Below are 14,320 nucleotides of genomic sequence, written 5' to 3'. Positions count from 1 at the left end.
GTGTATATCTGACAACGGTTAGAGTCAACTATCGCGATCCCAACGGGCCTAATTTGCGTTCTCTCAGCGGCTTGTCGCCCTCCGCTAGAAACGCCTCACTAGGTGCGGTAACTCTAATTTTGCCAATGGTTTACGTGGATAGGTCACGTTTGCAGCGGGCTTATGGCGGCGAACTTCGCACGCAAAAGACGCTATGCAAACAACTTACAGCTAATCTTAGCGGTCCGAGCAGCCTCGCTGCACGGACTCCTAATAGCCGCTAGATCCGTTATCGGCCCTACAGGCGGTCTTCTCCAGCCAACCCGCAAGGTTTGCCAAAGTTCGGCCCGATACGCCTAAACACGGATAACCGCACGCTCGCGACGAATCTCTTCGAGCGTGTACAGCTTGCCCACCCCTGCGCCCGGACAGGCCTCGCAGGTTTCGGCCCAGGCGGCGGGCGATTTAACGGTCGACTCCCAGAAGGGCCACGTGCGGCACTGCCGGGGCCGAGCATTGTAGGCAGTGCATTTACGCGTCTTGGGATCGAGCAGCACGCAGTCCCCATCGGCCCGCTCGGTGAGGCTCTTGCGGACCCCCACCTTACGGACGTGCTCCGCTTCAAACGCCTCGACCGTCATTCCCCGCTGCTCGGCCAGCGCTGCGATCTCTTGCTTGTTGACCCATACATAGCCCTCGGCACCAGCGCAGCAATCACCGCAACCAGTGCAGGTAAAACGCAGGCCGTCGGCCATCCATTCGTCGGGGCTCGGTTGTGCCATGTCGCATGTAACTCGGGTAAGCGAAGTGTCAGTGCGCTGCCAAATCGCGGCTGCGCTTATTTTATGTCGGCGGCGACAAGGGTCCTCACTGCGCGGAGAGCCGTTTCAATCTCGTCGAGCGTTGTTGTGGTGCCGACGCTAAAGCGGACCCCGCCCCGCAGCGGTGCCGGGACTGCCGTTTGGGTGGTATGGCGTTCTCGGTCGGCCAACGCACGATGCAAGGCGGGCGCACAGTGTAGTCCGGCCCGACACTCGATCCCGGCCAACTGCTCCAACACGGACGCCGCCTCGTGCGGATCGTAGCCCTCGACGTTGAAGGTCACAACGCCCGCCTGGCGATCAACCGGCGGGGTCGCCAGCACCCGCACTCCAGGCGTCGCCTCGAGGCCGGCGATCAGCTTGGCCGTTTCCTCGGCCAGCGAAGCAGCGATCGCCTCCACCCCTTGGTCCAAGACGTGCTGCACCCCCGCCGCCAACCCCGCTAGCGCTGGCACGTTCAGGCTGCCAGCCTCGAACCGGGCGGGCATGCGGGCGGGCTGATACAGCGATTCGCTATCGCTTGCGGCACCCCCGTGCCGCAGCGGTCGGACACGGTCTTCGATTCCCGGTCGAACCCACAACAAACCCGTGCCGAGCGGTCCCAGCAAGCCTTTGTGGCCGGGTGCCGCAATCAAGTCGGCACCGAGCGTCGCGACATCGAGCGGATAACGGCCCAGAGTCTGAGCCGCATCCACCAGCACCAAGACGTGCCGTTCGTGCGCCGCCGCCGCGATTGCGCGAAGGTCTTGCACTGCACCCGTCACATTGGACGCATGCGTTACCACGACCAAGCGCGTTTTGTCGGTAATCGCCGACGCCACGGCCTGGGGATCCACCAAGCCACGGTCATCGCAACCGACCAGCTCATAACGAATCGCTGAGTCGCCCGGTTGTCGCGCAAGCTCGGCTAGCGGCCGGATAACCGCGTTGTGTTCGCAGACGGTGCTAACCACGTGATCTCCACCGCGGAGGACACCGAACAACGCGGTCGAGAGCGCGTCGGTACCGCTAAAGGCAAACGCAACGCGCCGCGGATCGGGCTCGCCGATCAGTTGGGCGACCGCGTTGCGGGCCGTGGCAACCACCGAATCGGCCTCGCGTGCCGAGGCGTAAGCGCCGCGGCCGGCCGAGGCTCCGATACGGCGCTGGTAGTCGTCCAGCGCGGTGTAGACCGATTCTGGCTTGGGCCAGCTTGTGGCGGCGTGATCCAGGTAGATGCGGCGGCTCACCTGCTCCCTCGCCTAGCGGGGGCGTGCGACTCCAAGGCCATCCGATCAATCACCTTCCTTAGCCCCGGAAGGTCGCCATAGCTCGCGGCGAGCAGCTTGATGGGATGAAACGTCGGCACCGTTGCGGCTTGCTGCATCTGCAGGCGGCAGGTGCTGCACTCGGTGGCCCCCGCTTGTGAATCCCCCCGCCGTAAGGCGTTGAGCATCGGCAGCCCAGCGCGCAAGCTGCTGCGGTAGTTGCGCTTCAACAGGCCGTAGGTTCCGGCCATGCCGCTGCATCCCTGATCGATGCGCTCGACCATCAGATCGGGGATGAGCCGCATCAGTTTTTCGGCGGGGACGCCAACGCCCAAGGCACGCGAATGGCACGGCTGATGGTACGCCACGCGTATTGGCAACGGATCGAGTTCGAGCGAGAGCCGGGCGTTAAGGTGGCGCCTCCACAGGAACAGGCACGCCTCTTCCGTATTCTCGGCCACGAGAGCGGCGTCTTCGTCGTCCGGCAGCAGAACGCGGTACTCGTGTGTCAGCGCCAGAACGGCAGACGGCTCGGTCGCGACAACGGTATGCCCCTGGCGAATCGCCTCGGCCAAGACCGCGACATTGCGCTCCGCCAACCGCCGTGCAGGCTCCAGGCCTCCCTGACTGATCATCGCCATACCGCTTTGGGCCTGGGTCGGCGGTGCGTACACTGCGACACCGTGCCGCCGCAGCACCGCGACAAACGCCTCCGCCAATTCGGTATCAAATCGGTTCGCGAACGTGTCCACAAAGTAGGCAACCCGATCGCCCGAGTGGCTCACGGGTTTCGCAAGTTTGCGGGCTAGGCTCGACGCCAGAAAAGGTCGCCCGGCCAACGCCGGCAGCCGTCGGGCGGCAGAGAGCCCGGTAACCCGCTCTAGACACCACCGAAACCAAGCACGCTGGATCAGAGCGTTCCCAAGCCGGGGGGCCCGACCGATTGCCGCAGCGAGCGAATCGATCCGCGAACACCACCATCCGTCGAGCCGCATGCCGTTTGCGGCCACATGCGAGGCCTTTGCCTCGAGCATCATGCGGGGGATATCAACTCCCGCCGCACAGTCGAGCCGACACTGGTGACAATTGACGCACAGGTCGGCGATCTGACGGGCCTCGTCCGTCGCGAGGGTCTCAGTCGGAAGTTCGCCGGAGAGCACGCCCCGCAACAAGTTGGCCTTCGCGCGTGGCGAGGCCTCTTCGCGCGGTGTGTAACGAAAAATGGGGCACATGCGTGTCGTTTCGTCAGACCGCCGGCAGTCACCGCAGCCGTTGCAAGCATCGGCCGCAAGCCGTGCCGCATCGGCGGTCCAGTTGAGCTGCAACGCGACCGTCGACTTGTGCACCGCGTTCGATGGCGCGCTCACGGAGGTGGAATCGGCCGCGACGGCGTAGCGCGTGGCATGCGTCATCCGCGCGCCCGGCATCGGTACAATCTTGCCCGGATTGAGAACTCCCCGGGGATCCACGATCCGTTTGATCTCGCGGAACACGTTGACCAGCGGGCCATGCTGACGCGAAGTGAACGGGGTGCGGCTCAGTCCGTCGCCCCCCACGCCGGTGATCGAGCCGCCGAGCAGCCAAACGATATCGTAGAGATCACTCGCCAGCGTCTCTAAGCGGCGGAGCTCGCCGGGGGCAGAGAGGTCTAGCAGGGGCCATACTTGCACGTGGCCGTGTAGCGTATGGGCGAATACCGAGGCGGTTACTTGGCGGCGCTTGAGCACCTCTTGTACGCGACGAAAGAACTGCCCCAGGGCGCTGGGCGGGAGCGAGATCGCCTCGAAGCCGGGCGTCGCGTGACGCCGCCCCTCGATCCCCTGCAGCGTTGGCAGAAAACTTGCCGGCAGCGAAGCGAACAGCCGACGGTCTTCTTCGGTCTCGGCAAGGAGGGTGTCGCCCCCCCACGCGGCTTCGGCCCGTAACCGCTCGGCAAGGCCTGCAAGGCGGGCAATCGCTTCGGATTCGTTCTCGCCACGTGCCTCAACAAACAACAGGGCCTCGGCTTCGCCGGGAATCATCACGCTGTAGCGAGGGTCGCGCTGGCGACAAAGCCCCAGATGGCGTCGATCCAATAGATCGCACGCGGCAGCGGATTGCCCCACCAGATTCGCGGCGGCTTGCGCAGCCAGTTCAATGCTGGCGAACGTAAACAGCCCCGCCGCCACCCCCTGCGATGGACGGTGCACGGCAAGCCGGACCTCGGTAAGGACGCCCAGTGTGCCTTCGCTGCCGATCATCAGCCGTGCAAGCCGCGATCGGTCTTCGGGCAAACCGGCAGCCGCGGCCAGAGCATAGCCGCTGGTGCTCACACAACCGCCGGGCGTGTACTCGGAGATCGACGAAGTGTTGGTCCGCAAGGCCGCGTCGACCGAGCGCTCGATCGACGAAGCGGCTGCGGTCGCATCGCTGACGCCGGTGGCGTCGAGCCGCACCGTTTCGCCGCTGGCAAGGACAACGGTCATCTCGCGGACGGCATCACCGACAGAACCAAACCAATTCCGGCGGCTGCCGCTAGCGTCGGTAGCGACCGCTCCGCCGACCGTTGAGACGGCGCGATTGGCGGGGTCGGGACCAAAAGTGCGGTCGGGAGCGAGTCGGCGATTCAACTCGGCGAGGGGCAAACCCGCCTGCGCCACCACAGTTTCGCCCTCGTCGGCGATAAGCCGTCGCATGTAGCGCGAAAAATCGATAACGATCCCCGTGCCCAGCACGCCACCGGCCAGGCCGGAGCCCGCTCCACGGGCGTGGACCGGAATGCCATTTTCCGAAGCGTAGCGGACCGTTGCCGCAACATCGGCTGTAACACGCGGCCGGACTACCGCGGCGGGCATGATCTGATAGAGGCTGCCGTCTGAGGCGTACAAACGACGCGTGGCGACGTCGCTCAGTACGTCGCCCGACGTCACGCCGCGCAGGTCTTCGGCAATACGGTTCGGGTCAGCCAACGCGGTTCTGAGAGGGACAACATGATCAATTACCCCAGCGTGCGCCGAGACGACTCAGCGAGCAGTGCGACGCAGGGTGGATCTTTATCTTACTCTGGCAGAGCCCTAACGTCCGGTGGGCCTCGCGCGGCAAGATCGGAGAAGTCACCAGACGATTACCCGCGGACCCTCACTGACGGTCTCGATAGGGCATACTGAAGGGGGCAGGCTCCGCCAGAAGGGGCGGATAAGCCGGAGGGCCCCGCCTAAAACGGTTCCCTGGCTTCGCGGGCGACGGCTGTTTTCGTGTCCGCCCTAGTTGTCGCTGAACGAAGGGGGGTAACCCCATCCCGTGCCGCTTAGACCGTCCGCTTCCGTAGCCTCGTCGGCTGACGAATCGAGGGTCTCTAGCAGAATCTCCGCGCGGGCGGTCACATCGATCTCAGCGAGCAAGCGGCGTTTGATCTTGTCGGGAAGCGGCAGCGTGAAGGCCGCCAGGTCGGTCAACAGACTCAGCGGGGCTTCGCTGGTGAGTATCTCTTGCAGCTGTACCGGTGGCTCGCTTGGCAACGCTCGGCGGAAAGCGGTCGCAATGCGTTGCCGAACCGCCTCGATCTGCGCTTTATCGTCGTGCGGCTCGCGCTCGTGCAACAGGGTCACGTTTGCTCGGCGAAAGGCTTGCGGCGGCTCGATCTCTTGCTCGATCCGTACCCGCCTCACACCCGCCAACAACAAGTTGAAGCGACCGTCTTCCAGGCGATGGTGGGCAACAATCTTGCCAAGACACGCCACCGGCTCCAGCGCCGGTCGGCTCGGATAGTCGGGTTCCCAGCCCGGCTTGAGAACCGCCATGGCGATCAGGCCATCGTCCGCTAGAGCGTCTTCCATCAGGGCCCGGTAGCGTTCCTCAAAAACATGTAGCGGCTGCACCAGACGCGGAAACAGCGAGACACCCGGCAAGGGAAACAGGCGCGCGACCCCACCAAATTGTGACTCGTCGAAGTCGCCGGCGCTCCGATCCCCCGCAAATGACTCGCTCGACATGGTGTTGGTAGCGGAATCCAGGAGTAGGCTGGCCGGGCTGCTTGTGTTCAGTCACGGCTCGAGAGGGCCGAAAACAACCGCAGCAGGTACCAGAACAGTAACGCGACCGAGGCGAATAGCGCGAGCGAGGCCGCCACGTGCTGATCGGTGCGGTAGTGGTGCATCACGTTGGACGTGTCGTACAGGATGTACGCAGAGGCGAACACAATCATGCCGACCGTAAACAAATTGCCCAGGTTAAAGCCGAAGAGAAAACTGGCCGCGATCAGAGCGAAGATGCCGATGCCGGCAATCATGAGCCCGGTTCGCAGGAATGAAAAATCGGCACCGCTGAACCACGCGATCGCGGACAAGCCCGCAAACATCAGCAGCGTCGAAACGCCGGCAGCAGCGATCACATTCACATCCTGACCGGGCAGCAGCTCGACACTCTGCGACTGAACAAACCACAGCATCGGAGCCAGCAAAATGGCTTGAGCGAGCACATAGAGAACGAGCCCCGCGTATTGCATGGCCGGTGTCGCGCTGGTCCGGGCCCAGTAGTCCGCCAACCAGCTAACCGCTAAGAAGCCGCCGAAAACGATCAGCATGCCGTAGGGCAAGCCGGCAATCGTGTTGACCAACTGTTCGGCCAGCGAGGTGCTGAACAAGGCCCACTCGATCGCCACGAGGCCGTAAATGGCCATCGCCAAGTGGGTATACGTCCGACGGATAAAGACGGCTCGCTCTGCCGGTTGCGCCTCAGCGGCCGAGTATCCAAACTGGGCGTAGCGATTGTCAGCAAGCTGGTCAGCGTAAGCCATAATCAAATCTCGCCTTGGTTAGAAAAAAGCGTTCGCTTCAGGGGACGGACCAGCGGATGCCACTGTCTGTGCCACTGTCTGTGCCAATGTCTGTGCCACTGCCCGTGTCACTGCCGGACGGCACCAACACCGGCATCGCACCGGAGAGATAAGTTTCCCCGGGAACGACAACTCGCGAGCACGAGACTACGGGCCGGCGGTCGGCGCAGTCAAGGTTTTCTCCTAGGAATACCCTCTAAGCAGCGGAGCCTTTCGGTAAATCGACGGGAAACGAGCGGCCTGCGACAGCTCTGGCGGCACCGCGTTGACAGCTGCGGCCACAAAGGAAGAATACGATGCTAAGGGCCGCAGGGCATCCTTACTCGGTGCCTAACCGCGATTCATGGCTCTCCCCCCCGCCGAGGGCTTGGTCTCCTGTCACCGCTCCGCCCTGCCCCGCCATCGGACAACCCTGCCGCGCCATCGGACAATCCTGCCGCGCCATCGGACAACGAAGAGCGAAAGGCACAGGCCCGTCGCGTTTTGCGTCGTTTGCGTGCCGACTATCCTGACGCCGAATGCGCGCTGCGCTACAACAGCCCGGTCCAGCTTCTTGTGGCGACCATTCTCTCGGCCCAGTGTACCGACGAGCGGGTCAACCTTGTTACCGCGCGGCTCTTTGCTGATTGCCCGACGGCAGAAGATCTGGCCGGATTGCCCCTCGAACGGCTCGAGCGTTACGTGCAGAGCACCGGGTTCTTCCGGAACAAGGCAAAAAACATCAAAGCCTGCTGCACCACGCTCGTGGAAGAATACGACGGCCAGCCGCCCCGCACGCTCGAAGAACTGGTCCCGCTCGCCGGAGTCGGGCGTAAAACGGCTAATGTCGTGCTGGGGGTCGCCTACGGCATCGCCGCGGGCGTGGTCGTGGATACGCACGTCGGCAGGCTCAGCCGCCGCACCGGGTTAACCACTCAAGAGGATCCGGTCCGCGTCGAGCGCGACCTGATGGAGCTGTTGCCGCGATCGCGGTGGATCGACTTCTCACACCAAATGATCTATCACGGCCGTCAGGTGTGCGACGCGCGACGACCGAAGTGCGACACCTGCTCTTTCCGCCGCTTCTGCCCGCGCGTGGGCGTTGCTGACTAGCGACCAATTATCCCCCAAGAAGGCCTTCCGCCGATGATTCTTTCGGGCAATGAGATCGAAAGTCGCCTGGGCGGCGACATCATCATCGACGGATTTCGCCCCGATCGACTGAACCCGAACAGCTACAACCTTACGCTGCACGATGAGCTGATGGTTTACGAGGAAGTGGTCCTCGACATGGCCAAACCCAACCGTGTGCGGCGGATCAGCATCCCGCCGGAGGGTTTGGTCTTGAGCACCAATCAGCTCTACCTGGGCCGCACCGTCGAACGGACCACAACACACAATCTGGTGCCGCAGATCGAGGGGCGCAGCTCGATTGGTCGGCTGGGGCTGTTCGTCCACGTGACCGCCGGCTTTGGCGACGTGGGCTTCAGCGGCTACTGGACGCTGGAGATGTTCGCCGTACAGCCCGTGCGGATCTACGCCGGTGTGCCGATCTGCCAGATCTTTTATCACGAGCTAACCGGCGAGGTGACCGAGTACGCCAGCAAGTACCAGCACAACCGCGACATCCAGCCGAGTCTGCTGTTCGAGGAGCTGCGCGACCCGAGCAGGGCCGACCCCCAGCTGCCGCTCAATTTTGGCATGGAGAGGCCCGGCAGCCCCACCAGCCCGCGCAGTTAACCCGCAAGGCAAGGTCAACCCAGTACCCCAGAGGGGCACCGATCGTGGCTGGTCCCAGCTGGTCACCCGGCCAGCGAATAGCAGTGGGTTTCACGGACCGTATTAACCGACCAGCTCTCGCCTGCCGCAAGGCAGGGCTCCGTCGCTGATCATTTCTCCTGCGAGTGAGTCATAGGCTTCGGCCCAAGCGGCCTCAGTTTCCACGGTAAACGCGGTACCAAGGCACTGCTGGAACGTCCACAGCAAGGCCTCGCTGACCAGCTCGTAGCGATCGGCCTCGACACCGTACAGGTCTTGATGGCTCGAGAAGGCCTCGACGATCGGCGCGAAGGTCTCGGGGTGATTGAGTCCCGAGACCGCCGCGTCGAGCGTCTGAACCAGTTTGTCCCCCTGCTCGGAGACCGAGGTCTTGAACAAGGACCTCATGACCGGGGCGATCTCGAACACCCGGCGATAAAACAGGCGGACCGCGGTGTCCGCGATCGGTTCGAGCTGCTTCCAAGACGTCTGAACGAGCTTGATTTGATGGGGAGTCATCGGAGTGGCCCGTGGTCGGGCTCCAGCAGGAAGCGGTGTGAGAATCGGCCCCCAGCGATATCGGGAGGAGAACCGTTCACCCCCCGAAGTGGGGGGCTTACATCACCGCAAAGTAATTTTCGGTCGCAAAGTCAAAGGTCTCCGGTGACATCACCGGAGCTTGTTTCGTGTAGTGGCAGTAGTTGACGATCTGCAAGAGCAAGTCGCGAGGTTGACAGCACCGGAAGGGTCGGCCAGTGGCCCGATAGTGCTTCTGGATAAGATGATCGACCGCCGCCGCGTCGTACGTGACTTTCAAGCTCCGGCCCATGATCTCGAGCAGCTTGCGGAACGCCGTCTCGTCGGGGTCCGTGACCTCGATCTTGTAGGGGATCCGCCGCAAGAAGGCGTCGTCCACCAGGTCCCGTGGTTCCAGGTTCGTCGAGAAGATGACCAGCTGATCGAACGGCACCTGAATCTTCTTGCCGCTAGCAAGGTTCAGATAGTCGTAGCGCTTTTCGAGCGGCACGATCCACCGGTTCAGCAACTCGTCGGTGGTCATCCGCTGGCGACCGAAGTCGTCGATGACCAGGGTTCCGCAGTTGCTCTTGAGCTGGACGGGAGCCTCGCTGATGTTGGTGACCGTGTTGAGCGTCACCTCCAGCGAGTCCATCGTTAGTTCACCGCCGACGACGATGGTCGGCCGCTTGATGCGGATCCAGCGATGATCGATCTTGCAGTCATCGATCAGGCCGCTGCTGGCACCGAGCGGAGCCTCTTCGTGCATGCTGGGATCGAACAGCCGGATGATCTCGCCATCGACGCTCAGCGCGCGGGGGATCCAAACGTGCAAGCCGAAGGCGGCCGTAACACGCTCGGCGATGCTCGTCTTGCCGTTACCCGGGGCCCCGTACAGGAACAGGCCCTTCCCCGAGTTGATCGCCGGTCCGAGGCGCAGCAGCATCCGCTTGTCGATCAGCAGATCACTGAACGCCCGGGCAAGGTCCGCCTCGGTAGGATGCTGGTCCGCGATTGTCTGGGCTTTGACGCTCTCGACATAATCGCTTAGCAGGACCGGTGCCGCGCCGTAGTAGGTGCAATGGTCCGTCAGCTTTTTCGCTAGCTCGCGGCCGCGACCGGCCAACTGATAGATGTAGTCGTTCATCATCGCCGCACCCTTGTGCGCGACGAGTTGATCGTCCTTCAGCTGCTGCATCAACGGATCGATCAGACGGAAGGGCAGCTTGATCTGGTCCGAGATCTCTCGGCCCGATGACTCGGCGCGGGCGCCGAGAAACTTGAGAATCAGGTTCTCGACCTCGGAGTTGCTGAGGCCCGCATCGCGGAAAGAAGTGGGCTCGGCAGGATGCCACCCTTCATCAGCCGGTTTCGACGCGGTGCGGGCGGGCGGTGCAGGCCGCGCCGAGGGTGTCACAACAATACCGCTAGAGCCCTCCCCTTCGGCGGTAAGCCGATGGATGCGGTTGAGCAATTCGTCGAGGCGTTCACGCTCGTCCGCTATGATCGCGGGAGTTGGCGTGGCGACAGAATCGCTAGGTAACTTGACCGACATCGGTGCTCAGAGTCAGCGCTGCTTAGGCCAACATTAAGGGGGGTGGCGGGGATCGACGGCGGACTAATACCCGAGCAATAGCCGCCGCAAGCGCCCACGACAGCCTAGGTCGCCCCAGGACCAAGGCCGGCTCGGCATGCCGAGTCTGCTGGGGACCGCAGCTTAAGTTCGACACCGCAACACTCACGATGCGGGTTATGCGGGTCGTGACGCCCGGGAGCTTGCCCGGCCCGGGGAAGGTTCGCGGAGCGTGTGACGAGTTTCGTTTGGTCGGCTGCCGCGCCGTAGGTTTAACTGAGCCCTTGAATCGAGAGCCGCAGTGGTCTCTCGATGCTTCGTCTGTTTGTCTCAACCGTTCGCCAGCACGCAGCGTGTCTTTCGCTTTGAATTCACCGGCCGCTACCGCCGAACGGCACGCCTACGCTAACAGCGTGCGTCGGGTACATCCGTCGATCGAACCGATGTTCGAGCGACTCGGCGGACTGTGCTCACTGCCCGCGATCGCCGAGAAGGTAATCCAGGTAGCTGAGGACGAGCTTTCGGATGCGACCGACCTGCTGACGGTGATCGAGCAAGATGCCGCGGTCGCGACGCGGCTCATGCAAGTCGTCAACTCCTCGTACTGCGGGCTCCGCAACCCGGTGGGCGACCTCAAAACCGCCGTCACGATGCTCGGCCAAGATCGGGTGCGGAATCTGGCGCTGACGGTTTCGATCGGCGGGCAGTTTCAGCGTGCGACGCCGCTGGGCCAACTGGATCCCGCACGGCTGTGGGACCACTCGGTATGTGTGGCAACGATCGCCCGCATCGCCGCCTCGCGAAGCAACGCCTGCAACCCCGATGAGGCCTATCTGGCTGGCTTGCTGCACGATCTGGGTCTGCTATTCATCACGCAGCAACTGGCACCCCTCGTTCCACGTGTGTTGGCGCGTCTGGCGACCGGCTCTTCGCTGTGCGATGCGGAACGCGAAGTGATGGCCTTCGACCACGCCCAACTCGGAGCCTATGTCGCCTGGAGAGCCGGCTTCCCCGACCACCAGGTGGCAGCGATCGACTACCACCACACCACCTACGAAGCTTCCCCCGCCGCTCAGCCGCTGACGCAAACGGTCGCGGTCGCGAACTACCTGGCCACCCGTTACGGCCGGGGTGCCATCGAGGGGCGACGCCTGCCAGCCCCCGGCGAAGGCATGCTGCGCACGCTGGGCTTCACGCTGCCTCAACTGCGCGACCTGTGGGACGATCTGCCTGACACGGTCGCGGAAGTGGCCGCCCTCACCGGGATCTGACCCCTGGTCAGCACAACACGCGGCGATGTTTCGGCTGCCGTGTTACCTTGTGCCTAAAGTCACGATGGCTGTCTCGCTAAAGTATCGCGCAGCCTTGCTCCCAACTAATAACGATTGCTCCTGCCGCGTTCTGTTCGCTGAAAACTGCCATGCAAGCTGTGATCACCGCCGTTGGTGCCGACAACCGCGGACTAGCCGACCCCATTGTCCACACGGTCACCGATCTGGGCGCGAACATCGCCGAGATCCAGATGTACGACCACGACGAGGAGCGGGTCTTCTCGATGCTGACGCGCGTCGAGGTGCCCGAGTCGCGCTACCAAGAGCTGTGCGAAGCGATGGAGTTGGTCGCCCAGCAAACGGGCCTAGCGATCCGCACCTGGTCGCCCGATATACGTGACCGTAAACCCCGCATTGCGATCTGCGTCACCTATCGCAAAGAGACCCCCTTGGCAGTGCTCAACGGGATCCGCGAAGGGCTGATCCCTGCCGAAGCGAGCGTCATCATCAGCAACCGCAAGGCCTGCCGGACGATTGCCGAAGAGTACAACGTCCCCTGGCGCGAAGTCGGTAGTGCCGACGGCAGCCCCGACGATCAAGAGCTGATCGCCCTCTGCGACGAGTTCAAGGTCGATTACGTGGTTCTGGCCCGGTACATGCGCGTGCTGCCCGCGGCGAGCTGCTGGCAGTACGCGGGCGGGCGCATCATTAATCTGCACCACGGGCTGCTACCTGGTTTTCCCGGCATGCGACCCTACCACGATGCTTACGCGAGCCGCATGCTCACCTTTGGTGCCACCTGCCACTTTATTGTCCCGGAACTGGATGCCGGCAATCAGATCATCAACCAGCGCACCTTCTCGGTCTCGCCCGGAACGCCGCTTGAAGAGGTGATCGAACGGGGACAAACCGAGAACGAACCCGCCTGCTTGGTGGAAGGCGTGCGGAGAGCGGTCTCGGGCGAAGTGCAGCTCCACTTCAACAAGGTTGTGGCAATCCGCTCCCGGGTGTGACCTGGCGAGGGCCGGCAACTATGCTGTGTCGAGATGACTCAGCCCGTGGCCGGTTACGCCCCGGGCTTTTCCCTCCTGCTTGCCATCTCGCCGCTATGTCATTCCGCTGGCCGAAGCTTCGTACGATTAACTTGGCTCTCGCGCTGATGGCGGCGGGGATTGTCAGCGGGACCCAAGCGGCACCGCCGGCGGCGGATCGCGCTCCGGCCACCAAGCCCCGCGGCCTGACCCCGGGCGACACGATCATGATGGTCGCTCCCGCTGGCGAGCTCATTCCCAGGCGTGTCCAGAAGGCGGTCAGCCGCCTAGAGGAGATGGGCTACAAGGTGATCGTCCCCGACGACCTGTTCGAGGTTCGCGGCTACCTGGCGGGTCCTGACGAACGCCGCGCCGCCGAACTGATGCGCGCCTTTACCGACCCCGAGGTCGATGCCGTGTTCCCGGGCACGGGGGGATACGGCACGATGCGGATCCTTGATCTGCTGGACTTCGACGCGATCCGCGCCAACCCCAAGGTGTTTATCGGATTTAGCGACGTCACCGGGCTGCACGAAGCGCTCGCCACCAAGTGCAACCTGGTTACTTTCCACTCGCCGAACCCCCAATGGGGCCTCGGGAGCGATGACAACCTGCCCGAGTTCTCGGCCCAGTACTTTTGGCGCTGCCTGTTGGCCGAGCAAAATAAGGGCACCGAGGGATTTGCCTACGAAGCACCGCGCTGGTCACCCCTTGGTTCGTTTGCCGGGGGGGTTGCCGAGGGCCCGCTCTGCGGAGGAAACCTTTCGCTCATCGCCAGCCTCTCGGGCAGCGAGTACCAGCTAGACACGACCGGCAAGGTCATCTTTCTGGAAGACGTCAACGAGGCCCCCTATCGGATCGACCGCATGCTGCGTCAGCTCAAGCTCAGCGGTCAGCTTGACGCCCCGGCGGGAATCCTGCTCGGACAATTCCGCAAGTGTGAGGCTGACGGCAGCGAATCGAGCCTCTCGCTCACGGAAGTATTTCTTGACTACTTTGCTGACGCCCCCTATCCGGTGGTGTGCAACTTCCCCGCCGGGCACGTCACTCTGAACGCCACGCTGCCGCTCGGCGTGCCGGTGAGGATTGACGCTGAGCGTGGCACGGTCCGCGTGCTGGAGAATCCGGTGCAAGCCCGCTAGGGGCGGGCAAAGTTTTTGCCAGAAATGCACCGCGATCGCGTGGATCCCCGGGAAAACTGGGGTTGCTCGATCACGCCCAGGCTCGTACTTTCCCGCCGCCTCGGCTCCGAGCCGGGGTCACTCTCGCGCTGCGTAGAGTGATCGCAGATGCCAATCCATCACGGCGCCACCGGTACGCATTGAGCGGGTC

At 63.4% G+C, this 14,320-nt stretch carries 12 protein-coding genes; 5 read left to right on the top strand and 7 right to left on the bottom strand.

Annotation, left to right across the window (positions count from 1 at the left end; translation table 11 throughout):
* Positions 1–335 precede the first annotated feature (335 nt).
* The 5 genes from Pla111_RS02310 to Pla111_RS02290 all read right to left on the bottom strand — a co-directional run bounded on the left by Pla111_RS02310 (position 336) and on the right by Pla111_RS02290 (position 6,821).
* Entirely contained in the window at positions 336–761 is a 426-nt protein-coding gene (locus Pla111_RS02310) for a YkgJ family cysteine cluster protein (RefSeq protein ID WP_146570974.1), read from the bottom strand.
* 56 nt (positions 762–817) lie between these two features.
* Positions 818–2,029 (bottom strand): aminotransferase class V-fold PLP-dependent enzyme, encoded by a 1,212-nt coding sequence (locus Pla111_RS02305; protein WP_146570972.1) that lies wholly within the window; start codon positions 2,027–2,029, stop codon positions 818–820.
* Entirely contained in the window at positions 2,026–4,995 is a 2,970-nt protein-coding gene (locus tag Pla111_RS02300; protein ID WP_146570970.1) for an FAD-binding and (Fe-S)-binding domain-containing protein, read from the bottom strand. Before Pla111_RS02300 ends, Pla111_RS02305 begins: the two co-directional genes overlap by 4 nt.
* Positions 4,996–5,289: 294 nt before the next feature.
* On the bottom strand, positions 5,290–6,018 hold the full coding sequence (locus tag Pla111_RS02295; RefSeq protein WP_146570968.1) for an LON peptidase substrate-binding domain-containing protein: 729 nt from the start codon (positions 6,016–6,018) through the stop codon (positions 5,290–5,292).
* Positions 6,019–6,065: 47 nt separating this feature from the next.
* Positions 6,066–6,821: a Bax inhibitor-1/YccA family protein gene (locus Pla111_RS02290; protein ID WP_146570966.1), complete on the bottom strand. Its 756-nt coding sequence runs from the start codon at positions 6,819–6,821 to the stop codon at positions 6,066–6,068.
* 354 nt (positions 6,822–7,175) lie between these two features.
* On the opposite strand from Pla111_RS02290, the gene nth reads away from it, so the two are divergent.
* Positions 7,176–7,952: an endonuclease III gene (nth, locus tag Pla111_RS02285; RefSeq protein WP_315851481.1), complete on the top strand. Its 777-nt coding sequence runs from the start codon at positions 7,176–7,178 to the stop codon at positions 7,950–7,952.
* Positions 7,953–7,985: 33 nt separating this feature from the next.
* A complete protein-coding gene (gene dcd / locus Pla111_RS02280) occupies positions 7,986–8,579 on the top strand; it encodes a dCTP deaminase (protein ID WP_146570962.1) in 594 nt (197 codons plus the stop codon).
* A gap of 102 nt (positions 8,580–8,681) precedes the next feature.
* Here the strand turns inward: dcd and Pla111_RS02275 are convergent, their stop codons facing one another.
* Together Pla111_RS02275 and Pla111_RS02270 are read right to left on the bottom strand one after the other, a co-directional pair.
* Positions 8,682–9,116: a globin domain-containing protein gene (locus tag Pla111_RS02275; RefSeq protein ID WP_146570960.1), complete on the bottom strand. Its 435-nt coding sequence runs from the start codon at positions 9,114–9,116 to the stop codon at positions 8,682–8,684.
* Between the two features lie 97 nt (positions 9,117–9,213).
* Entirely contained in the window at positions 9,214–10,668 is a 1,455-nt protein-coding gene (locus tag Pla111_RS02270; RefSeq protein WP_231930581.1) for an AAA family ATPase, read from the bottom strand.
* Between the two features lie 383 nt (positions 10,669–11,051).
* Here Pla111_RS02270 and Pla111_RS02265 point away from each other — a divergent pair, with 383 nt between their 5' ends.
* From Pla111_RS02265 to Pla111_RS02255, 3 genes are all read left to right on the top strand, one after another.
* Positions 11,052–11,957: an HDOD domain-containing protein gene (locus Pla111_RS02265; RefSeq protein WP_197524681.1), complete on the top strand. Its 906-nt coding sequence runs from the start codon at positions 11,052–11,054 to the stop codon at positions 11,955–11,957.
* 149 nt (positions 11,958–12,106) lie between these two features.
* Entirely contained in the window at positions 12,107–12,970 is an 864-nt protein-coding gene (locus tag Pla111_RS02260) for a formyltetrahydrofolate deformylase (protein ID WP_146570956.1), read from the top strand.
* Positions 12,971–13,065: 95 nt separating this feature from the next.
* On the top strand, positions 13,066–14,130 hold the full coding sequence (locus Pla111_RS02255; protein ID WP_197524680.1) for a S66 peptidase family protein: 1,065 nt from the start codon (positions 13,066–13,068) through the stop codon (positions 14,128–14,130).
* Positions 14,131–14,320: the final 190 nt, after the last annotated feature.

It is taken from the genome of Botrimarina hoheduenensis, from assembly GCF_007859815.1.
In the GTDB taxonomy this organism is placed as follows: Bacteria; Planctomycetota; Planctomycetia; order Pirellulales; family Lacipirellulaceae; genus Botrimarina; species Botrimarina hoheduenensis.
Note: the sequence above shows the minus strand (reverse complement) of the source record. Positions and strands in the feature narration are given on the sequence as shown.